At 70.2% G+C, this 22,206-nt stretch carries 19 protein-coding genes and 1 riboswitch; of the genes, 8 read left to right on the forward strand and 11 right to left on the reverse strand.

Features of this window, described 5'->3' with window-relative positions; translation table 11 throughout:
* Nucleotides 1–214: 214 nt before the first annotated feature.
* The 6 genes from FV227_RS14220 to gcvT all read right to left on the reverse strand — a co-directional run bounded on the left by FV227_RS14220 (nt 215) and on the right by gcvT (nt 7,995).
* A complete protein-coding gene (locus tag FV227_RS14220) occupies nt 215–694 on the reverse strand; it encodes a cache domain-containing protein (protein ID WP_147725812.1) in 480 nt (159 codons plus the stop codon).
* 60 nt (nt 695–754) lie between these two features.
* Entirely contained in the window at nt 755–1,126 is a 372-nt protein-coding gene (locus FV227_RS14225) for a hypothetical protein (protein ID WP_147859255.1), read from the reverse strand.
* Between the two features lie 1,336 nt (nt 1,127–2,462).
* Nucleotides 2,463–3,308 (reverse strand): transglutaminase family protein, encoded by an 846-nt coding sequence (locus tag FV227_RS14230; protein WP_147725810.1) that lies wholly within the window; start codon nt 3,306–3,308, stop codon nt 2,463–2,465.
* Between the two features lie 203 nt (nt 3,309–3,511).
* On the reverse strand, nt 3,512–6,367 hold the full coding sequence (gene gcvP / locus FV227_RS14235) for an aminomethyl-transferring glycine dehydrogenase (RefSeq protein WP_147725809.1): 2,856 nt from the start codon (nt 6,365–6,367) through the stop codon (nt 3,512–3,514).
* Between the two features lie 72 nt (nt 6,368–6,439).
* Entirely contained in the window at nt 6,440–6,802 is a 363-nt protein-coding gene (gene gcvH, locus FV227_RS14240) for a glycine cleavage system protein GcvH (protein WP_147725808.1), read from the reverse strand.
* A gap of 23 nt (nt 6,803–6,825) precedes the next feature.
* Nucleotides 6,826–7,995: a glycine cleavage system aminomethyltransferase GcvT gene (gcvT, locus tag FV227_RS14245; protein WP_147859256.1), complete on the reverse strand. Its 1,170-nt coding sequence runs from the start codon at nt 7,993–7,995 to the stop codon at nt 6,826–6,828.
* A gap of 158 nt (nt 7,996–8,153) precedes the next feature.
* Nucleotides 8,154–8,255: riboswitch (glycine riboswitch) on the reverse strand.
* 198 nt (nt 8,256–8,453) lie between these two features.
* Here gcvT and FV227_RS14250 point away from each other — a divergent pair.
* From FV227_RS14250 to FV227_RS14285, 8 genes are all read left to right on the forward strand, one after another.
* Nucleotides 8,454–9,212 carry an ABC transporter ATP-binding protein gene (locus tag FV227_RS14250; protein WP_147728199.1) on the forward strand — a complete coding sequence of 253 codons (759 nt, stop codon included), beginning with the start codon at nt 8,454–8,456 and terminating at the stop codon, nt 9,210–9,212.
* Nucleotides 9,205–9,945 (forward strand): ABC transporter ATP-binding protein, encoded by a 741-nt coding sequence (locus tag FV227_RS14255; protein ID WP_147728198.1) that lies wholly within the window; start codon nt 9,205–9,207, stop codon nt 9,943–9,945. The genes FV227_RS14250 and FV227_RS14255 overlap by 8 nt, the downstream gene beginning before the upstream one ends.
* A 139-nt stretch (nt 9,946–10,084) precedes the next feature.
* Nucleotides 10,085–11,275 (forward strand): ABC transporter substrate-binding protein, encoded by a 1,191-nt coding sequence (locus tag FV227_RS14260; RefSeq protein WP_243948813.1) that lies wholly within the window; start codon nt 10,085–10,087, stop codon nt 11,273–11,275.
* 66 nt (nt 11,276–11,341) lie between these two features.
* Nucleotides 11,342–12,229, forward strand: a complete 888-nt coding sequence (locus FV227_RS14265; RefSeq protein WP_147728196.1) for a branched-chain amino acid ABC transporter permease — start codon at nt 11,342–11,344, stop codon at nt 12,227–12,229.
* A gap of 141 nt (nt 12,230–12,370) precedes the next feature.
* Nucleotides 12,371–13,363, forward strand: a complete 993-nt coding sequence (locus tag FV227_RS14270) for a branched-chain amino acid ABC transporter permease (protein WP_147728195.1) — start codon at nt 12,371–12,373, stop codon at nt 13,361–13,363.
* 34 nt (nt 13,364–13,397) lie between these two features.
* On the forward strand, nt 13,398–15,002 hold the full coding sequence (locus FV227_RS14275; RefSeq protein ID WP_147859257.1) for an AMP-binding protein: 1,605 nt from the start codon (nt 13,398–13,400) through the stop codon (nt 15,000–15,002).
* A 108-nt stretch (nt 15,003–15,110) separates the two neighbouring features.
* On the forward strand, nt 15,111–15,476 hold the full coding sequence (locus FV227_RS14280; protein ID WP_147728084.1) for a hypothetical protein: 366 nt from the start codon (nt 15,111–15,113) through the stop codon (nt 15,474–15,476).
* A 160-nt stretch (nt 15,477–15,636) separates the two neighbouring features.
* Nucleotides 15,637–16,065, forward strand: a complete 429-nt coding sequence (locus tag FV227_RS14285; protein ID WP_147728085.1) for a DUF3291 domain-containing protein — start codon at nt 15,637–15,639, stop codon at nt 16,063–16,065.
* 10 nt (nt 16,066–16,075) lie between these two features.
* Here FV227_RS14285 and FV227_RS14290 read toward each other — a convergent pair whose 3' ends face one another.
* The 5 genes from FV227_RS14290 to FV227_RS14310 form a co-directional block, all read right to left on the reverse strand.
* Nucleotides 16,076–17,797, reverse strand: coding sequence for an AMP-binding protein (locus tag FV227_RS14290; protein WP_147728086.1), 1,722 nt, complete (start codon nt 17,795–17,797; stop codon nt 16,076–16,078).
* Between the two features lie 262 nt (nt 17,798–18,059).
* A complete protein-coding gene (locus tag FV227_RS14295; protein WP_147728087.1) occupies nt 18,060–18,848 on the reverse strand; it encodes an enoyl-CoA hydratase in 789 nt (262 codons plus the stop codon).
* Between the two features lie 2 nt (nt 18,849–18,850).
* On the reverse strand, nt 18,851–19,753 hold the full coding sequence (mmsB, locus tag FV227_RS14300) for a 3-hydroxyisobutyrate dehydrogenase (protein WP_147728088.1): 903 nt from the start codon (nt 19,751–19,753) through the stop codon (nt 18,851–18,853).
* A 180-nt stretch (nt 19,754–19,933) separates the two neighbouring features.
* Nucleotides 19,934–21,013 (reverse strand): enoyl-CoA hydratase/isomerase family protein, encoded by a 1,080-nt coding sequence (locus tag FV227_RS14305; RefSeq protein ID WP_147859258.1) that lies wholly within the window; start codon nt 21,011–21,013, stop codon nt 19,934–19,936.
* A complete protein-coding gene (locus FV227_RS14310) occupies nt 21,013–22,155 on the reverse strand; it encodes an acyl-CoA dehydrogenase family protein (protein WP_147727709.1) in 1,143 nt (380 codons plus the stop codon). The genes FV227_RS14305 and FV227_RS14310 overlap by 1 nt, the downstream gene beginning before the upstream one ends.
* Between the last annotated feature and the right edge of the window lie 51 nt (nt 22,156–22,206).

Raw genomic sequence — 22,206 nt, forward strand, 5'->3', positions numbered from 1 at the left:
TTCGGACGGGGTCGGGGAGGCGGAAGCAGCGGGGCGATCTCGTCCCAGAGATCGTCGGGAAGAAGTGCGCGGGCCATGAAACACCAACGCACATCAACGCTCAGGGTGCCGTTCTGTTAGGCGCTCTAAAGACCTGCGTCCAGGCCGAGAAGCTCTCCCATCGCGCCTTGCGAAGGCGCCCGAGCCGTCCGCCACGGGCGTCGCTGCAACGCGGTCAATCGACATAGACGCCGGCGCCCACGAGCGCAGCCACGCCTCCGACGCGCGTTCCGCAGACATAGCTCCACTTGACGGACGGTATCGATGAACCGGGCTTGGGAAACATGTAGTCGACCCAGCCGGCGCCGAACCTATTGACGACATCGATGAAGTCTTTGTGAAATCGGTTCCCGTCGGCATCGCGCTCGTTGAACAGATCCCGTCCCTCGCGATCCGGATGAGCGGCGTTGAACAGGACGGTGCCCTGCATGTCGACGACGAACAGGTATACGTCCCCATGACGCCAGAACGTATTCTTCTTTCGAAAATCTCCGAATGCTTCCGCACCGTGCGTTTCCAGAATCCGGGCCGCCTCATCAACGAGCGCCTCGATGTCCACCGCCTGGCTCGACGATGGAGGATTGATCATCTCGGCGACAAGGATCCTCGCGCTTAAGGCCAGCACCGCCGGCCAGATCAGCAGGGGCTTGAACATGCCGGCGCCTCGATGACGAGCACAACGGTCCTGCGACAGGCCGTGACCGGAGACCAGGACCTATTTGTCGGAACCCGTCATCGTCGACGAATTCCCATGCGTTTCGATTTCGGACGGGATGAAAGCGGCCGAGGTCGGCGTCTCGAAGGTGCGATCATTGCCTTTGTTGCGCCCTAGCACGATTGCCCACCAGCGCCGCTTGATGACAACGGGAATCTCAACAGCGTTGATAGGCGATCTCGAGCTTATAAGACAATCATGCCGATCGATGATTTGACCGAGCCGCTTCAGCGCCGCGAAATTCTGGGCGGCCATCAATTTATGTCCCAAGCAAGCGCCGCCCTCGCTCAAGCAAAGAAAAGTTTCCTCTGCGCGCGCAATAATATTCCTTGCTTCATCGCAATATAATCCGACTTTTGCCAGATCCGACATCTGCCACTCCATGTATACCACACGTGTGATGCTAGGAATCGCTTGGCCTCGTTACATCATGCGTTTGATGGATGCAATGGATGAATGCCGCAACACAGATCAACCGGCGGGAGGCAGGGCGGAAACCGTTTGGTTTTCATGGCCTGACTGGCTCCGCAAGGCCAAAGAGCCCCGTAGGCAGCCGATTCTGCTTGGCCTTCGGGGAAGGATGGCTTACGTAAATTCCGATAAACAGTTAAGTTACGCCCTGCAAGGCCGTCGTCTTGCAATCGTCTTTCGAGTATATATTTGATAGCACGTCCTTATCTTCGACATCAACAACATAGAATTGCGGAAATTTGCAGTCTTGCAAGTCTAAGAGACGACTTCACGACGCAGCCGGGATGAGGGAAAAATCCAGGCTATTTACTGAAGCAAAAGTCATGCGCCTCATGAAATACCTTGATTTATTGCGATATACAAGTCGGTTTTTGATTACTGAAGAGGTTACTTAGAAAAATTATATTTATTGGTTCTCGGCGACGGGCCGTGGAAGCGCTGGGCGCCCCTGATCATTGGGGGGGCCGGACCTGAAGGGCGCGGCCCGGTGCGACGACCGGACGTTCGTCGGGGGCGTCCTCTGGATCCAGCGCCGCGGCTGGCCTCGACGCGATCCGCCGGAGGCTCCGAGCAGAACGGCGTGCTTCGTCGGTTCGGCTGCCGGAACCGGAGAGGGGGGTGGCGGCAGATCTCCGGGGCGCTGTCGGACGATCCCGGCTTCGAAGACCCGATCGTGGATGCCACCATCGCGCGCGCCCGCCGGCCTTCGGTCGGCGCCGGGGGCCGGCGATCGAGCCGCGTCCGACCCGGCGCTCGGACGTTCGCGCGGCCGGCGGAGCAGTCGGATCCATTTCGCCTTGCACGGCCCAGGCTGCCCGGTTGTGCTTCACCCTCGGCGCGGGCCGGAGGGGCGGTGCGCCTCAGGCCGAGAGCCTGATCACCCACCTTCGGGTCGACATCGTCACGGCCGATGCGGCTTGGGACAGGAATCGCCTGCGCGAAGCCCGTCGCCGGCATCGTCCCAGGACTCGAACCACTGCCCACGCGGCCCGAAGTGCCCGACGATGCAGCTTCACGGGCTCGAGCCGGCCCAGGCATCCAAACCCGTCTTCGCCGCGGCGAGATGGAACACGCTCGTCAGCGCCACCCGAGCAGCACGAGGTAGCCGGAATAGGTGAGGGCGGTGGCCATCAGGGCGAGCGCGGTCGGATCCATGGCGGGCGGATACCGGGGGGAGTCCCGCGCGGCCATCCCGCGATCCGTCGCTGCGGCGGGATGCCCTGGCGCGGGCGGACGCTCAGGCGGCCTGCATCAGCACGAAGTCGTCGGGCACCGCGTCGGTGTGGACGTCGAACTGCGCCAGCAGCGCCGTGCCGAAGCTGGTGGAGATCGCGACGTCGGTGGCGTCGCGGCCGCGCGCGATGACAATGCGGCCGATCCGGCGCGCGTCGTGGCGGGCGTCGAAGGTGTACCAGCGGCCACCGTTCGGGCCGTTCAGGTAGACCTCGAACCAGGCGGAGAAGTCCATCGGGTTGATGTCGACCGGCACGCCGATGTCGCCGAGATAGCCGGTGCAGTAGCGCGCCGGAATGTTCATGCAGCGGCACAGGGCGACGGCGAGGTGCGCGTAGTCGCGGCAGACGCCGACCTGCTGGTTGTAGCCGTCGAAGGCCGAGCGGGTGGCGTCGGCGAGCTGGTAGTCGAAGCGGATGCGCTGGTGCACCCAGGTGACGATCGCCTGCACCCGGGCCCAGCCCTCTTGCGTGTTGCCGAACAGCGACCACGCGATGCCGGAGAGCTTGTCGGTCTCGCAATAGCGCGAGCCCAGCAGGAACACGAGCACGTCGTCGGGCAGGTCCGGCACCGCGAATTGCTGCGCGGTCGGCTCGTAGGCGTCGAGCTCGCCGCTGTCGACGATCAGGAAGTCGGCCGACACCGTGATGCGCCCGCCCGGCGACAGCAGCCGCACGCAGGTGTTGCCGAACCCGTCGGTGTAGGTCCGCATCGGCACCGGCGGATCGACCCGCATCGCGTCGGAGGTGAGCAGGTCGATCGCCCGCGAGGGGTGGACGTTGAGCTGGTAGGTGAGCGCCGTCGGGCCGAACGTGTCGTAGCCGATCGTGTAGCCGGTCCGGATCTTCATGGGGCGCTCCGCCGCGAGGAGGAAAGACTTTCCAAATACCGGTAGAGGTGAATGTTCCTCATGCGAAAGTGCCGGAACGGGCATTCGGCGCTCAAAGAGTCGGCAAATGGCGCGGAACCGTCATTCGAGGCTCCCGAAACGTCGGGTGCGTGCCGGCCGGCGGCCGGAACGCGTCGTCGCCGAGGGGCGCGGCGGGCGTCGGTTCACTCCGCCGCGGCCTCGTAGCTGTCGGGGGCCGGGCAGGAGCACATCAGGTTGCGGTCGCCGTAGGCGTTGTCGACGCGGTTGACCGGCGGCCAGTACTTGTCGATGCCGCGCGCGCCCGACGGGAAGCAGGCCGCCTCCCGCGAATAGGGCCGCTCCCAGGCGCCGATCAGGTCCTGGACCGTGTGCGGCGCGTGCTTGAGGGGGTTGTCCGCCCGGTCCGCGCGGCCCTCCTCGATGGCGCGGATCTCGTCGCGGATCGCCAGCATCGCGTCGCAGAAGCGATCGATCTCGGCCTGGGTCTCGGATTCGGTCGGCTCGATCATCAGCGTGCCGGCCACCGGCCAGCTCATGGTCGGCGGGTGGAAGCCGCAATCGATCAGGCGCTTGGCGATGTCCTCGACCGTGATGCCGGCGCTCTTCTGGAAGGGGCGCACGTCGACGATGCACTCGTGCGCGACCCGGCCGTTGGCGCCAGCGTAGAGGATCGGGTAGGCGCGGCCGAGCCGGGCGGCGATGTAGTTGGCGTTGAGGATCGCGACGCGGGTCGCCTGGGCGAGGCCGCGCCCGCCCATCATCAGGCAGTAGCTCCAGGAGATCGGCAGGATCGAGGCCGAGCCGTAGGGGGCCGCCGAGACCGCCCCCTCCTCGCCCGAGCGCGGATCGGAGGGCAGGAACGGGATCAGGTGTGCCTTGACGCCGATCGGCCCCATGCCGGGCCCGCCGCCGCCGTGCGGGATGCAGAAGGTCTTGTGCAGGTTGAGGTGGCTGACGTCGGCGCCGATGTCGCCGGGCCGGGCCAGCCCGACCAGCGCGTTGAGGTTGGCCCCGTCGAGGTACACCTGGCCGCCATGGGCGTGGACGACGTCGCAGAGCTCGCGCACCCGCACCTCGAACACCCCGTGGGTCGAGGGGTAGGTGATCATGCAGGCCGCGAGGTTGTCGGAATGCCGCTCGGCCTTGGCGCGGAAATCCGCGACGTCGATGTTGCCGTTCGCGTCGGCGCCGACGACCACCACGCTCATCCCGCACATCTGCGCCGAGGCCGGGTTGGTGCCGTGGGCCGAGGACGGGATCAGGCAGATCGTCCGGTGCGCCGCGCCGCGGGAGAGGTGGTAGCGCCGGATCGCGAGCAGCCCGGCATACTCGCCCTGCGCGCCGGAATTCGGCTGCATCGAGATCGCGTCGTAGCCGGTGATCGCGCACAGCTTCCCGGACAGGTCGCCGATGAGCTCGTGATACCCGGCGGCCTGATCGGCCGGCACGAACGGATGGATCTCCGAGAATTCCGGCCAGGAGATCGGCAGCATCTCGGCGGTGGCGTTGAGCTTCATCGTGCAGGAGCCGAGCGGGATCATCGCCCGGTCGAGCGCCAGGTCGCGGTCGGCGAGGCGGCGCATGTAGCGCGTCATCTCGCTCTCGGCCCGGTTCATGTGGAAGATCGGGTGCGTGAGGTAGGCGGAGGTGCGGACAAGGCCGTCCGGCAGCCGGGACGCGGGCCAGGCCTCGTCGTAGATCGGATCCGTCGCCCCGAAGGCGCACCAGACCGCCTGCAGGATGTCGGGGCGGGTGCGCTCGTCCACCGTGATGCCGATCCGGTCGTCGCCGACCTTGCGCAGGTTCACCCCGTTGGCGACCGCCTGGGCCAGGATCACGCCCTGGAACGCCCCGACCCGGACGGTGATCGTGTCGAAGAAGTGCTCGGGCTCGACCGTGAAGCCCAACGCCGCGAGCCCCTGGGCGAGGCGCACCGCGTCGCGGTGGACGCGCTGGGCGATGGCCTTCAGCCCGGCGGGGCCGTGGAACACCGCGTACATCGAGGCGATGACGGCGAGCAGCACCTGCGCGGTGCAGATGTTCGAGGTCGCCTTCTCCCGGCGGATGTGCTGCTCGCGGGTCTGCAGCGCGAGGCGGTAGGCACGGTGTCCGTGGGCGTCGACCGAGACGCCGACGAGGCGCCCGGGCAGCGCGCGCTTGTGCGCGTCGCGGGTCGCCATGTAGGCGGCGTGCGGTCCGCCGAACCCCATCGGCACGCCGTAGCGCTGCATCGAGCCGATCGCGATGTCGGCGCCCATCTCGCCGGGCGACCTCAGCAGTGTCAGGGCCAGCGGATCGGCCGCGACCGCGGCGATGGCGCCGGCCGCGTGCAGGGCCGCGATCGGCCGCGAGACGTCGTGGATCGCGCCGCAGACGCCGGGATACTGGAAGATCGCCCCGAAGACCGCTTCCGGGTCGAGGTCGGCGAGGGGATCGCCGACGACGATGCGCCAGCCCATCGGCGCGGCGCGCGTCCGCAGCACCGCGATGGTCTGGGGCAGGCAGTCGCGGTCGACGAAGAAGGCCTCGGCCTTCGAGCTGGCGACGCGGCGGGCCATGCCCATCGCCTCGGCGGCGGCTGTGGCCTCGTCCAGCAGCGAGGCGTTGGCGACGTCGAGGCCGGTGAGGTCGCAGACCAGCGTCTGGAAGTTGATCAGCGCCTCGAGCCGTCCCTGGCTGATCTCCGGCTGGTAGGGCGAGTAGGCGGTGTACCAGGCCGGGTTCTCGAAGATGTTGCGCTGGATCGCCGGCGGCATCGTCGTGCCGTGGTAGCCCTGGCCGATCAGCGAGACGAGGACCCGGTTGCGGTCGGCGATCTCGCGCATCCGCTCGATCGCCCGGCGCTCGGTCAGCGCGGGGCCGAAGGCGAGGTCGTCCGCGAGCGGCCGCGCCTGCCGGATGTCGGGGGGCAGGGTGTCGTCGATCAGCGCCTCCAGGCTCGGGGCCGCGACCACCGAGAGCATCGCGTCGATCTCGGCATGGGTCGGGCCGATGTGGCGGCGGTTGGCGAAGTCGTAGGGGTCGTAAAGCGCGGTCATGGCGGCATCCCGGCTTGGAAGGGCGATAAGGCCGCCGGCGCGTCGGCGCCGGCGGCGGAGCGTCGCAGGCGGTTACTTCGGCAGGGCGGCGTAGGCGGCCTCGTCCATCAGCCCGTCCATCTCGGACGGGTCGTCGAGGCGCAGGCGGTAGAGCCAGCCGGCCCCTTGCGGATCGGTGCCGACGGCGGCCGGGTCGCCCGCCGCCGCGTCGTTGACCGCGACGACCTCGCCCGAGAGCGGGGCGTAGACGTCCGAGGCCGCCTTGACCGATTCGACGACGGCCGCCGCCTCGCCCTTCGACAGCTTGGCGCCGACCTTCGGCAGCTCGATGAAGACGAGGTCGCCGAGCTGCTCGGCGGCATGCGCCGTGATGCCGACGGTGACGACCTCGCCCTCCGCCCTCAGCCACTCGTGCGCGTCGGTGAATCGCAGCATGGTCTTGCTCCTGACGGGATGTTTCAGATCCGGCCGCGCTTGAACCCGGCCGGGACGAAGGGGAGGGGGACGACCCGAACCGGCAGGCGCTGGCCGCGGACCTCGGCGAAGACGCGGGTGCCGTCGGTCCCGAGCGCGACGGGCAGCATCGCCATCGCCGCCGGCGCGCCGAGGCTCGGGCCGAAGCCGCCGGAGGTGACGGTGCCGACGGGCTCGGTGCCGGCCTCCTCGGCAAACAGCGGTGCCCCCGCCCGCACCGGGCTGCGCCCCTCCGGGCGCAGGCCGACGCGGCGGCGGGACGGGCCGGCGGCGATCTCGGCGAGGATCCGGGCGTCGCCCGGGAAGCCGCCGGCGCGCGCGCCGCCGATGCGGCGCACGGACGGGATCGCCCAGGCCAGGCCGGCTTCGACCGGCGAGGTGTCGGGGCCGATATCGGCGCCGTGCAGGCACAGGCCAGCTTCGAGCCGAAGCGAATCGCGGGCGCCGAGCCCGATCGGCATCACCGCCGCGTCCGCGAGCAGGGCCTCGGCGACGGCCTCGGCGGCGACGTCCGGCAGCGAGATCTCGAAGCCGTCCTCGCCGGTGTAGCCGGAGCGGGTCACGAGGCAGGCATGCCCGAGGATCGGAACCTCCGCCGCATCCATGAAGCGCATCGCCGCGACCTGCGGGGCGATGCGCGCCAGGGCGGCTTCCGCCTTCGGGCCCTGGAGCGCGATCAGCGCGCGGTCGAGCGCCGTCGCCGTCACCGCGGCGGGAAGGTAGGCCCGGAGATGGGCGAGGTCGGCCGCCTTGTTGGCAGCGTTGACCACCAGCACCAGCCGGTCGCCGAGATTGCCCACCATCAGGTCGTCGCGGATGCCGCCGGCGGCGTCGGTCAGCAGGCCGTAGCGCTGCCGGCCGGGCTTCAGCCCGACGATGTCGGCCGGGATCAGGGCCTCGAGGGCGCGGGCGGCCTCGGCCGGGTCGTCCGCCGCGAGCGCGATCTGGCCCATATGGGACACGTCGAACAGGCCGGCGTTCGCGCGGGTGTGAATGTGCTCCTTCAGCAGCCCGGCGGGATAGTGCAACGGCATGTCGTAGCCGGAGAACGGCACCATCCGCGCGCCGCGGCGCAGATGCAGGGCGTGCAGCGGGTTGCGCAGCAGGCCGGAAGCGCGGGGGGTGTCGACGGTCGCGAGGGGGTCCGCATGCATCTGGTGTTTCCACGACGACGAGCCGCCGAAGAACGCGGATGCGTTCCTCGGATGCCCCCATCTGTCGCGGTTACCTGAGAGCTTCCCCCGGACGCCGCGTCGGCGGTCTCCGAGGTTTCTCCTTCGGTGGGCGCCAGGTGGCGCCTCTCTCCAGATCGTCCAACGATACGGTGATTGTGCCTGAGAGTTTCCGGGGGTGGTTGCTCCGTCGGCGCCATGATCGGTCGTCGGACCGATCTGGGCTCTCCCGTATCGCTTTATGCGGACGCGGTCAGACTGGCATTCTGCGATGCGGCCGGCAAGCGCCGGCCGGACAACCTGCCCCTGACTGTCACGCTTTCCGCTGCCGGAAGGGGTGTCATCGGCCGGGGAATGTTCGCGCCGCCTTCGAAAACGCGATGGACGCCGCCGGCGCTTCCGGCGATACATCCTGCTAAAGATGCAGGGGAGGGTTGCGTTTGGCACAGGACATCATCCTGTCCACGACCAGGTTGACCAAGGAGTTTAAGGGGTTCCGCGCCGTCAACGGCGTGACGCTCGAGGTTGTGCGCGGCACCATCCACGCGCTGATCGGCCCGAACGGCGCCGGCAAGACCACCTGCTTCAACCTTCTCACCAAGTTCCTCAGCCCCACGGCCGGCGCGATCCATTACAAGGGCCGCGACATCAGCCGCCTGCAGCCGGCCGACGTCGCCCGGCTCGGGCTGGTGCGCTCGTTCCAGATCTCGGCGGTGTTCCCCCACCTCACGGTGATGGAGAACGTCCGCATCGCGCTGCAGCGGCGCAAGCACGGCGACTCCTTCGACTTCTGGCGCGCCGAGACGGTGCTGCGCCGCCTCGATGCCGAGGCCCTGGACCTCGTCGACCAGGTCGGCCTATCGGAATTCGCCGGCCACCAGGCGGTGGAGCTGTCCTACGGCCGCAAGCGCGCGCTCGAGATCGCCACCACCCTGGCGCTCGATCCCGAGATGCTGTTGCTCGACGAGCCGATGGCCGGGATGGGCCACGAGGACGTCGAGCGCACCGCGGCCCTGATCCGGCGGGTCGGCAAGGACCGCACCATCCTGATGGTCGAGCACAACCTGTCGGTGGTCGCCTCGCTCTCCGACCGGATCACCGTGCTCGCCCGCGGCCAGGTGCTGGCGGAGGGCGACTACGCCACCGTGTCGAAGGATCCGCGCGTGATCGAGGCGTATATCGGGGCCGGGCATGGCTGAGGCGGCGCTGAAGACCGTTCCGCGCGCGAGCTCGGACGCCCTGCTGGCGGTGCGCGGCCTGGAGGGCTGGTACGGCGAGAGCCACGTCCTGCACGGGATCGACCTCGACGTGCGGGCCGGCGAGGTGGTGACGCTGCTGGGCCGCAACGGCGCGGGCAAGACCACGACGCTGCGCGCCATCATCGGCATCCTGGCGCGCCGCGCCGGCTCGATCACCTACGAGGGCGTCGAGACGATCGGGATGGCCTCGCGCAACATCGCGCGGCTCGGCCTCGGCTACGTGCCGGAGGAGCGCGGAATCTTCGCGAGCCTCACGGTGGCCGAGAACCTGATGCTGCCGCCGATCGTGAAGCCGGGCGGCATGTCGGTGGCCGAGATCCACACCCTGTTCCCGAACCTCGCGGAGCGGGCCGGCAGCCAGGGCACCAAGCTCTCGGGCGGCGAGCAGCAGATGCTGGCCATCGGCCGCATCCTGCGCACCGGCGCCAAGCTGATCCTGCTGGACGAGCCGACCGAGGGGCTCGCCCCCGTCATCGTCCAGCAGATCGGCCGGACGATCCGGGAGCTGAAGGGCCGCGGCTACACCATTGTTCTCGTCGAGCAGAACTTCCGCTTCGCCCAGACGCTCGCCGACCGCCACGTGGTGATCGAGCAGGGGCGGGTGGTCGACGAGATCGCCAACGACGCGCTTGACGCCAATATCGACAAGCTCCACGCCTATCTCGGGGTCTGAAGACCTCGGGCATCGACGGACTTCTAGAGTCCTCATACGAAGAGAAACGCGACGCACGAGGCCGACGACGGACGGGCACTTGGCCCCGACGCGTAAAACGGCCGGCGCACCGAGGAGGACGGACCGGATGCTGAGACGAATGCTGCTTGCCGCCGCGCTGGGGACCCTGACGGCGGCGGCCGCGCAGGGTCAGACGCCGGTCAAGATCGGCGTGCTCACCGACCGCTCCGGCGTCTACGCCGACATCGCGGGCGAGGGCTCGCTCGTGGCCGCCCGGATGGCGGTCGAGGACTTCAAGGCCGCCGACAAGGGCCTCAAGGTCGAGGTCATCTCGGCCGACCACCAGAACAAGCCCGACGTCGGCTCGGCGATCGCGCGGCAATGGTACGACCGCGACGGCGTCGACATGATCATCGACGGCGTGACCTCCTCCGTGGCCCTGGCGATCAACCAGGTCACCAAGGAGAAGAACAGGACCTTCATCGACACCGGCGCCGGCACCGCCGACCTCACCGGCGTGCAATGCACCCCCAACACCGTGCACTGGGTCTACGACACGGTGGCGCTCGCCAACGGCACCGGCGGCGCCATGGTCAAGCGCGGCGGCGACACCTGGTTCTTCCTCACCGCCGACTACGTCTTCGGCCAGACGCTCCAGCGCGACACCACCGCGGTCGTCACCAAGAACGGCGGCAAGGTCGTCGGCTCGGTCAAGACCCCGTTCCCGACCGCCGACTTCTCCTCGTTCCTGCTGCAGGCGCAGGGGTCGGGCGCCAAGGTGATCGGGCTCGCCAACGCCGGCGGCGACACCATCAACGCGATCAAGCAGGCCGGCGAGTTCGGCATCACCGAGGGCGGGCAGGCGCTGGCCGGCCTCCTCGTCTTCTCCTCCGACGTGCATTCGCTCGGCACCAAGGTGGCCCAGGGGCTCGTCCTGACCGAGCCGTTCTACTGGGACCTCACCGACGCCACCCGCGCCTTCTCGGACCGCTTCGCCAAGCAGATGGGCGGCAAGAAGCCCACCGCCAACCATGCCGGCGTCTACGCAGGCACGCTCCACTACCTCAAGGCGGTGGAGGCGCTGAAGGCGGCCTCCGACGGCGCCAGGGTCGTCGCCAGGATGAAGGACATGCCGACCGACGACCCGCTGTTCGGCAAGGGCACGATCCGCGTCGACGGGCGCAAGATCCACGACATGTACCTGTTCGAGGTCAAGAAGCCCGCCGAGTCCAAGGGCGAGTGGGACCTCTACAAGCTGCTGGCCACCATCCCCGGCAACGAGGTGTTCCGCCCGCTGAACGAGGGCGGCTGCCCCCTCGTAAAGGGCTGAGCGGTTGGCGTTCTCCCGCGGCGCACGGCGCGCCGCGGCGTCGGGGCAGACGATGGCTGGGTTGCGATGACCACGATCTTCGGCGTGCCGATGCAGGCGCTGTTCGGCCAGCTCCTGCTCGGGCTGATCAACGGCTCGTTCTACGCGATCCTCAGCCTGGGGCTGGCGATCATCTTCGGGCTCCTGAACATCATCAACTTCGCCCACGGGGCGCTGTACATGATGGGCGCCTTCGTCGCCTGGATGCTGCTCAACTACCTCGGGGTCAACTACTGGTGGGCGCTGGCCCTGGCACCGCTCCTCGTCGGCGCCTTCGGCATCGTGCTCGAGCGGGTGCTGATCGCGCGCCTGTACAAGCTCGACCACCTCTACGGCCTGCTGCTGACCTTCGGCATGGCGCTGATCATCCAGGGGCTGTTCCGCAACTACTACGGCGTCTCGGGCCTGCCCTACGCGATCCCGCCGGAACTCTCCGGCGGGCAGCGCCTGCCGTTCATGTTTCTGCCGAACTACCGCGCCTGGGTCGTGGTCGCGTCGCTGGCCGTGTGCCTGGCCACTTGGCTCGTCATCGAGAAGACCAAGCTCGGCTCGTACCTGCGCGCGGCAACCGAGAACCCGACCCTGGTCCAGGCCTTCGGCGTCAACGTGCCCCTGTTCCTGACCCTGACCTACGGCTTCGGCGTCGCGCTCGCAGGCTTCGCCGGGGTGCTCGCTGCGCCGATCTACTCGGTCAACCCCAACATGGGCGCCGACATCATCATCGTGGTCTTCGCCGTGGTGGTGATCGGCGGCATGGGCTCGATCCTCGGCTCGGTCATCACCGGGTTCGGCCTCGGGCTGATCGAGGGGCTGACCAAGGTGTTCTATCCCGAGGCCTCGGCCACCGTGATCTTCGTGATCATGGTGCTGGTGCTGCTGGTGAAGCCCGCCGGCCTGTTCGGGCGGGCGGCCTGATGCGCCAGCCCACGCCGACGAGCGCCGAGGCCGGCCCGCCCACGCGCGGTCGGCGGCAAGCGCGACCGCGCGTCGCCGCAGGTGCGGCGGACGCCATCGGCCGTTCACGGTCGATGGCCATCCAGACAGACGGATTCTGACATGGCCGACACCGCCGCCCTCGCTCCCGCGGACGCCGCCATCGCCCCGGTCATTTCCGAAGGCAGGGACGACCGCGCCCTGCATCGCAGGATCATGCTCGGCATCGCCGTGTTCCTCGCGGTGGCGCCGTTCGTGCTCTACCCCGTGTTCCTGATGAAGGTGCTGTGCTTCGGGCTGTTCGCGCTCGCGTTCAACCTTCTGCTCGGCTACGGCGGCCTGCTCTCCTTCGGGCACGCCGCGTATTTCGGGATGGCGAGCTATCTCTGCGCCTACGCGGCCAAGGTCTGGGGCCTGAGCCCGGAACTCGCGATCCTCTGCGGCACGCTGACGGCGGCGCTGCTCGGGCTGGTCTTCGGGGCGCTCGCGATCCGGCGCCAGGGCATCTACTTCTCGATGATCACGCTGGCGCTCGCGCAGATGGCGTTCTTCTTCTCGCTCCAGGCCAAGTTCACCGGCGGCGAGGACGGGATCCAGGCGGTGCCGCGCGGCGCCCTGTTCGGCACGATCAGCCTCGCCGACGACCGCGCACTCTACGGCCTCGTGGCTCTGGTGTTCATGGGCGGCCTGCTGCTGATCTATCGCATCATCCACTCGCCGTTCGGGCAGGTGCTGAAGGCGATCCGCGACAACGAGCCCCGCGCGATCTCGCTCGGCTACCGGGTGAACCAGTACAAGCTCGCGGTGTTCGTGCTCTCGGCGACGCTCGCGGGGCTCGCCGGCTCCACCAAGGCGATCGTGTTCCAGCTCGCCTCCCTCACCGACGTGCACTGGGCGATGTCGGGCGAGGTGGTGCTGATGACGCTGGTCGGCGGCATGGGCACGGTGTTCGGGCCGATCATCGGCGCGCTGGTGATCGTCACGATGGAGACCTACCTTGCGCAGTTCGGCGCCTGGGTGACGATCATCCAGGGCGTGGTCTTCGTGCTCTGCGTGCTGCTGTTCCGCGAGGGCATCGTCGGCCTGATCGCGCGGATCACCCGGCGTCCGCTGTGACCCGGGCCGGCGGAGGCGCGGGGAGGGTGGGCGCATGAGCCCGTTCGAAACCGGGCTCGACCGCTCGGCCGCGAACTGCGCGGCGCTGACGCCCGTGAGCTTCCTGGCGCGCGCCGCCGACGCCTTCGCCGACCGCTTGGCGGTGATCGACGGCGACCGGCGCCTGACCTACCGCGCGCTCGACGCCCGCTGCCGCCGCCTCGCCGCGGCGCTGGGGGGGCGCGGGATCGGCCGGCTCGACACGGTGGCGATCCTGGCCGGCAACGTGCCCGCGATGATCGAGGCGCACTTTGCCGTGCCGATGCTCGGCGGGGTGCTGAACCCGCTCAACACCCGCCTCGACGCCGCCACGCTCGCCGCCTCGCTGACCCATGGCGGGGCGCGGGCGCTGATCGTCGACGCGCCGTTCCGGGCGCTCGCCGCCGAGGCGCTGGAGGCCGTCCCGAACCCGATCCTGGTGATCGCCGTGGACGACCCCGGGGGCGGCGGCCTCGCCTACGAGGACCTCGTCGCGGAGGGCGACCCGGACTTCGTCGGGCCGGGGCCGGACGACGAGTGGCAGTCGCTCTGCCTGCTCTACACCTCGGGCACCACCGGCGACCCGAAGGGCGCGGTCTACAGCCACCGCGGCGCCTACCTCCAGGCCCTCGGCAACGCGCTCACCTTCGGGCTCTCGCCGGGCAGCGTCTATCTCTGGACGCTGCCGATGTTCCATTGCAGCGGCTGGTCCTACCCCTGGGCGGTGGTGGCGGCCGGCGGCACCCAGGTCTGCCTGCGCCGGGTCGAGCCGGCTGCGATCTATCGGGCGATCGCCGAGCACGGCGTCACGCATCTGTGCGGCGCGCCGATCGTGCTGTCGATGATCGTCAACGCCCCCGCGGACGTGCGCAGGCCGTTCCCGCAGCGGGTGCGCTGCGCGACGGGCGGCGCCGCGCCGCCCTCGACCGTGATCGCCGCGATGGAGGCGGCCGGCTTCGCGGTGACCCACCTCTACGGCGCCACCGAAAGCTACGGCCCGGCGACGATCTGCGTGCCCGGCCCCGACTGGGACCGGTTGGAGCCCGGCGAGCGCCACCGCCGCATGGCCCGCCAGGGCGTGGCGCTGCCGACGGTCGAGGCCGTGCGCGTCGTCGATCCCGGAACGCTGGCGGCGGTGCCGCGGGACGGCGCCACGGTCGGCGAGATCGCCCTGCGCGGCAACACCGTGATGAAGGGCTACCTCAAGAACCCCGAGGCGACGGCCGCGACGCTTCGCGACGGCTGGTACCTCTCGGGCGACCTCGCGGTGCAGCACCCCGACGGGCAGATCGAGATCAAGGACCGCGCCAAGGACATCATCATCTCCGGCGGCGAGAACATCTCCAGCCTGGAGATCGAGGAGGTCCTGACCCGCCACCCCGCGGTGATGCTCGCCGCCGTGGTGGCGCAGCCCGACGCCAAATGGGGCGAGAGCCCCTGCGCCTTCCTGGAGCTCAAGGCCGGCGCGACCCCGCCGAGCGAGGCCGAGATCGTCGCCTTCTGCCGGGCCGGCCTCGCCCGCTTCAAGGTGCCGAAGCGGATCGTGTTCGGCCCCCTGCCGAAGACCGCCACGGGCAAGATCCAGAAGTTCGTGCTGCGCGAGCAGGCCCGCGCGCCGTAGACGCGCGCCCCGGCAAGGCGTCGCTCCGGACACGATCGGATACACGCCGTTACGCTTCGTTAACCATCCGCTCGCCATCCTGTGGCCTTCAAGCCGGGAGCGACCGTGGTGACCCAGACCCTGACCCTCAGCTTCGACGACCCCACCGCCGAGTGCCCGCTGCCGCCCGACGCGCTGGGCCGGATCTCCCGCGCCGACCCGGAGACCGTGTCGGCGATGGTCTGCGAGATCCCCGAGGCGACCCGCGCGCGGCTGGCGGTCTACCTCTACGGCCGCAGCCACACCCACGAGCTCGGCATCCGGATCGCGGCCACCTGCGACGGCGCGGTGCTGCGCCGCGCCGCCGGCCTCGTCGGCAACACCCTCTACGACCTGTCGCGCCGCCCCTACGCCGCCCCGAGCTACGGCAACCACCGTTCGCAGGGCAGCCGGATCAGCCTCGGCGGTCCGCGCCTCGACAGCCGCCGCGGCTAGAGCGGTTGCCCTCATCGATCGATCGCGGAAACGAGTCTGACCTGCTGAGGGGCCGCATGTTCGTCACGCAGGCCGGCATCCGCCGCCCTTGAGGATGCTCCGCGGCGGTACGGACGGCACAGGACGTGGTACGGCCGGCCCCTCTGCGAGGGATGCCGCCATGTCGTGGATCAGCCTCACCCGGTTGCGGCTTCGCGGCTGGCGGTTCGTGCCCGGATTCGCGTGGTACGCGATCCGGTCGAGCCGGCAGGCCTCCAGGGCCGCCGGCTACCGCGACGGCGCGCTGCTCAACGACGCCAAGCTGACCTTCTGGACCGTCACCGCCTGGACCGACGAGGCGGCGATGCGCGCCTACGTGCTGGCCGGCGACCACCGCGCGGCGATGGGCAAGCTCAGCCGCTGGTGCGACGAGGCCTCGGTCGCCCACTGGATCGCGCCGGGCCTGCCGGACTGGCCCGAAGCCGACCGGCGGATGCGCGAGACCGGCCGGCCCTCCAAGGTCCGCCATCCGTCGCCCGCGCACGCGGCGCTCGCCTACGATCCGCCGCGCACGACCCGCGGCGGACGGCTTCCCCGGGCGGCCGGCTGAGCCGGACCGCTCAGCCCGGTTTCCGCTCGTCGGCCTTCAGCTCCGGGAAGTCCGACTGCGCGAAGGCCAAGCCCCGGAACGGGTCGTCGGTGGTGCCGTCGTGCTCCAGGCGCCGGAGCTGGACCCGGCGGATCTTGCCGGAGATGGTCTTGGGCAGCTCCGCGACGAACTCGATCGCCCGCAGCCGCTTGAACGTCGCGAGCCGCGCGTTGGTGAAGCGGAAGATGTCGAGGGCGGTCTCCCGCGTCGCCTCCGCGCCGTCGACGAGCGACACGAAGGCCTTCGGGATCGTGTAGCGGATCGCGTCGGGCGCCGGCACCACCGCCGCCTCGGCCACCGCCGCATGCGCGATCAGCACGCTCTCCAGCTCGAACGGGCTGATGCGGTAGCCGGAGGACTTGAACACGTCGTCGGCGCGCCCGACGAAGGTCAGGGTTCCGTCCGGCTCGACGAAGGCGACGTCGCCGGTGCGGTAGAGCGGTCCGTCCGCGCCGGAAAGGTGGCCGGCGCCGTCGTCGTAGCCCTGCATCAGGCCGGCCGGGCGGTGCTCGCCGAGGGCGAGGCAGACCTCGCCCTCGCCCGCCGGCTGATCGTCGATGTCGAGGATGCGGACCGTGTAGCCCGGCAGCGGCCGGCCCATGGCGCCGGGCTTCACCGTCTGGCCCGGGGTGTTGGCGACCTGGGCCGTGGTCTCGGTCTGGCCGTAGCCGTCGCGGATGGTCAGGCCCCAGGCGTCGCGCACCCGCTCGATCACCTCCGGGTTCAGCGGCTCGCCGGCGGCGCAGACCTCGCGCAGCGCCAGGTCGTGCCCGGTCAGGTCCTCCTGGATCATCAGCCGCCACACCGTCGGCGGCGCGCACAGGGTGGTGACGCGGCAGCGGGCGAGCACCGCGAGCAGGGCAGGGGCCGAGAACGGCGCCTGGTTGACCACGAACACCGTGGCGCCGGCGTTCCAGGGGGCGAAGACCGAGGACCAGGCGTGCTTGGCCCAGCCGGGGGAGGAGACGTTGCAATGGACGTCGCCGGGCTGCAGCCCGAGCCAGTACATCGTCGACAGGCTGCCGACCGGATACGAGCGGTGGCTGTGCCGCACGAGCTTGGGCTTCGCCGTGGTGCCGGAGGTGAAGTACAGCAGGAACGGGTCGTCGGCGCCGGTCGCCGCGTCGGGCGCGAACGCGTCGGAGGCCGAGAATGCGGCCGCGTAGGGCTGCCAGCCGGGCGCGGCCGGCCCGGTCGTCAGGCGCACCACCGGCCCCAGGTCGACGCCCTCGAACTTCGGCACCTGATCGGCCCCGGCCACGATCAGCCGCGGCCGCCCGCGGTCGAGCCGGTCGGCGAGCTCGCCGTCGGTCAGCAGCGTGGTCGCCGGGATCACGATCGCCCCGAGCTTCATCGCCGCCAGCATCGTCTCCCACAGGGCCGGCACGTTGCCGAGCAGCAGCAGCAGGGTGTCGCCGCGTCGCAGGCCCAGCGACCGCAGGCGGTTGGCGACCTGGTTCGAGCGCCGGCTCATCTGCGAGAACGAAACCTTCGTCTCCGCCCCCGAGGCCGCGTCGACGATCCACAGGGCAGGGCGGTCGCGGGTCTCCGGGCGGGTCGCGAGATCCGCGTCGAACCAGTCGAGCGCCCAGTTGAACGCCGCCGCGTCCGGCCATCGGAAGCCCGCATAGGCCGCCGCGTAGTCGGTGCGGCGGGCCAGAAGAAAGTCGCGGGACTCGCGAAAGCTCGGCATCGGCGTTCTCCCTGGTTTTCGGTGGCTTTTCCGTTGTCTTGTGTTCGATCAGTCTTTTGCTGAACTGAAGCTTCGGCGGAGCCTCTTTCCCCTCTGCGGGGGCTATCACGTCCGCCCGGCTCGCGCGTTTCGGTTCGAAAACCCCCACCGTCCTCCCGGGGCGCCGGAGGCGAGCCCGGGATGACGGGGCGGGGCCGGATGAGTTTCGCTCGAGGCCGGGACGATGCGTGAAGACGATCGGCCTCCGTAGCGAGAAGTGGCGCTACCCGTGCGTGAACTTGGGCGCGCGCTTCTCGACGAAGGCGGCCATGCCCTCCTTCTGGTCCTGGGTGGCGAACATCGCGTGGAACACCCGCCGCTCGAAGCGCACGCCTTCCGTGAGCGTGGTCTCGTAGGCGCGGTTGACCGCCTCCTTGGTCATCATCGCGATCGGCTTGGACATACCGGCGATGGTCTCGGCGACCCGCATCGCCTCCGCGACGAGCCCGTCGGCGGGCACGACCCGCGAGACCAGCCCGGCCCGCTCGGCCTCGGCCGCATCCATCATCCGGCCGGTCAGGCACATCTCCATCGCCTTGGCCTTGCCGACGAACCGGGTCAGCCGCTGGCTGCCGCCGATTCCGGGCATCACCCCGAGCTTGATCTCCGGCTGGCCGAACTGCGCGGTGTCGGCGGCCAGGATCAGGTCGCACATCATCGCGAGCTCGCAGCCGCCGCCGAGCGCGAAGCCGGCCACGGCCGCGACGATCGGGGTCCGCAGGGCCGTGAAGCGCTCCCAGTCGGCGAAGCGGTCGCCGGCATACATCTCGGCATAGGTCGCCGCCTGCATCTCCTTGATGTCGGCGCCGGCGGCGAAGGCCTTGGCCGACCCGGTGATGACGATGCAGCCGATCCCCGGATCGGCATCGGCGGCGGTCGCCGCCGCGATCAGCGCGCGGGTGAGCTGCGCGTTGATCGCGTTCAAGGCCTTGGGCCGGTTCAGGGTGATGAGCCGGACGCGCCCGCGCGTCTCGATGAGGATCGTCTCGTCCCCGGTCAGATTCTCCGGCATGGTCAAACCTCCTCGCGCGGTCCGCGCAGCATCTGGACGATCGCCGAGAAATCCTGCCCGCCGTGGCCTTGCGCGTCGAACCGGGCATAGAGGCGCTCGGCCTCGGCGCCGAGGGGCGTCGCGGCGCCGGCCGTCCCGGCGGCTTCTTGCGCGAGGCGCAGGTCCTTCAGCATCAGGGCGGCAGCGAAGCCCGGCCGGTAGCCGCTGTTGGCGGGCGAGGTCGGCACCGGCCCCGGCACCGGGCAATAGGTGGTGAGCGACCAGCACTGCCCGGACGAGACCGAGGCCACGTCGAACAGGGCCTGCTGCGAGAGCCCGAGCTTCTCGCCGAGCGCGAAGGCCTCGCACACGCCGATCATCGAGATGCCGAGGATCATGTTGTTGCAGATCTTGGCGGCCTGGCCGGCGCCGGCCGCGCCGCAATGGAACACGCTCCGGCCCATCCGCTTCAGGATCGGCTCGGCGGCGGCGAAGGCCTGTTCCGAGCCGCCGGCCATGAAGGTCAGCGTCCCGGCCTTGGCGCCCCCGGTGCCGCCGGAGACCGGCGCGTCGATCGCGGCGCAGGAGCGCGCCTCGGCCAGGGCGTGGGCCTCTCGGGCGCTCGCGACGTCGACCGTCGAGGAATCGATCAGCAGGGTGCCGGCGGGGACCGCTCCGGCGACCTGCGACCAGACCTCGACCACGTGCCGGCCGGCCGGCAGCATCGTCACCACCGCGGACGCGCCCTCGACCGCCTCCAGCACCGAGCCGGCGACGGCGACGCCCTCGGCCCGCGCCGCCTCCAGCGAGGCCGGGGCGAGGTCGAACCCGCGGACCGCGTGCCCGGCGCGGACGAGGTTGGCCGCCATCGGGCCGCCCATGTTGCCGAGCCCGATGAAGGCGATGGTCTGGGGCCGCGTCGTCATGGGTTCCTCCCGTATGTCTCTCACGGCGGCGCTCTGCCTGGAGCACGACCGATCCTTGTTCCTTGCTCCCATCCCCCCCTCATCCTGAGGTGCCGGAGCGAAGCGGAGGCCTCGAAGGAGAGATCTAGGTCCCGCTGCGATCCCTGGAGCCCTCCTTCGAGGCCCGCTGGCGCGGGCGCCTCAGGATGAGGGGGCAGGGTGGGACAAGACGTCGTCCGGCACCGAAAAGACCGGGGCCGCCCGCGGCGCGAGCCAGCCGGCGATCCGTTCGGGGTCGACCGCGTCGAGGGTCGGCGGCGACCAGCGCGGCGCCTTGTCCTTGTCGATCACCGCCGCGCGGATGCCCTCGCAAAAATCCCCCTCCGCCAGCAGGGCGAGGGACGCGTGGAACTCGCGCTCCAGGCAGGCCTCCAGCGTCGTCGTCGCGCGGCCGAGACGCAGCAGGCGCAGCGTCAGCACGAGGCTCGACGGCGACTTCTCCAGCAGCGTCGCGCGGGTCCGCCCGGCGAATTCGGAGCCTTCGGCGGCGAGCGCGGCCAGGATGTCCTCGACGCGATCGTGCGCGAAGCAGCGGTCGATGACGGCTTGCGCCGCGGCGAGCGGGGCCGGCCCCGGCGTGACGGCGCGCGCGTCGATCGCCGCCCGGACGGTGGCGTGGCCGGCCTCCGGGGCGAGGGCGGCGAGCGCATCGATCAGGGCGGGCAGCGTCGCTGCGGGCACGCAGGCGTCGGCGACCCCCGCGAAGATCGCGTCGGCCGCGCCCATGGGCTCGCCGGTCAGCCCGAGATAGGTCCCGGTCTCGCCGGGCGCGCGCGGCAGCAGCCAGGTGCCGCCGACGTCGGGCAGGTAGCCGATGCCGGTCTCCGGCATGGCGATGCGGGAGCGCCCGGTGACGACGCGGTGGCCGGCATGGCCCGACAGCCCGACGCCGCCGCCCATGGTGATCCCGTCCAGGATCGCCACGAACGGTTTTTCGTAATGCGCGATCCGAGCATCGAGGCGATACTCGTCGCGCCAGAAGTTCTCGGCGGAGCTTGAACCCGCGCTCTCGTAGAGCGAGCGCAGGTCGCCGCCGGCGCACAGGCCGCGCTCGCCCTCGCCGGTGAGCAGGATCGCGGCGACGCCTTCGTCGGCGGCGAAAAGATCGAGGGCGGCATCGATCGCGCCGACCATGCCGTGGGTCAGCGCGTTCAAGGCCTTCGGCCGGTTCAGGCGGATGCGCCCGAGCGTGCCGACGCGCTCGACGAGGATGTCGGACATCAGCGCTCCCCGAGCAGCGCGCGGGCGATGATCACCCGCATGATCTCGTTGGTGCCCTCCAGGATCTGGTGGACGCGCAGATCCCGGACGATCTTCTCGATGCCGTACTCGGCGAGATACCCGTAGCCGCCGTGGAGCTGCAGCGCCTCGTTGGCGACGTGGAACGCGGCGTCCGTCACGTGGCGCTTGGCCATGGCGCAGAGCTTGGTCGCCTCCGACGCCCTGGCGTCGAGGGCGGCGGCCGCGTGGCGCAGGAACGCGCGGGCGACCTCGAGCTCGGTCGCCATGTCGGCCAGCCGGAACTGCAGCGCCTGGAAGTCCGAGAGCTTCTGGCCGAAGGCGCGGCGGTCGCCCATGTAGGCGAGCGTCCGGTCGAGGGCCGATTGCGCGCCGCCCAGCGCGCAGGCGGCGATGTTGAGGCGGCCGCCGTCGAGCCCGGCCATGGCGTAGCGGAAGCCGTCGCCCTCGGCGCCCAGCCGGTTCTCGACGGGCACCCGGCACTGGTCGAAGCGCACCGCGCGGGTTGGCTGGGCGTTCCAGCCCATCTTGCGCTCGTCGGCGCCGAAGGAGAGGCCGGGCGTGCCCTTCTCGACGACGATCGCCGAGATGCCCTTCGCGCCCTCGCCTCCGGTCCGGGCCATGACGAGGTAGAGGTCGCTGGCGCCGGCGCCCGAGATGAACTGCTTCTCGCCGGTCAGCACGTAGGCGTCGCCGTCGCGGACCGCGCGGGTTCGGAGCGCCGCGGCATCCGAGCCCGAGCCGGCCTCGGTCAGGCAATAGCTGGCGATCCTGTCCATCCGCGTCAGCGACGGCAGCCAGCGCCGGCGCTGCGCCTCGCTGCCGAAGGCGTCGATGATCCAGGACGACAGATTGTGGATCGAGAGGAAGGCCGCCACCGTCGGGCAGCCTTCGCCCAGAGCCTCGAAGATCAGGCTGGCGTCGACGCGGCTCAGGGCCGATCCGCCGACATCCTCGCGGATGGTGATCGCGGCCATGCCGAGAGCTGCCGCCGCGCGAAGGGTCTCGACGGGGAAGTGCTTGCGCGCGTCCCAGTCGAGGGCGTGCGGCGCGATGTGCTCGCGCGCGAAGTTCTGGGCCATCTCCCGGATGGCCACCTGATCCTCGTCGAGCCCGAAGCGCATGTCATCAAGTCCTTGGCTGGACGGTTCTCCCTCCCCCGCAGAGGGGGGAGG

This window comes from Methylobacterium sp. WL119 (genome assembly GCF_008039875.1).
Lineage (GTDB): Bacteria > Pseudomonadota > Alphaproteobacteria > Rhizobiales > Beijerinckiaceae > Methylobacterium.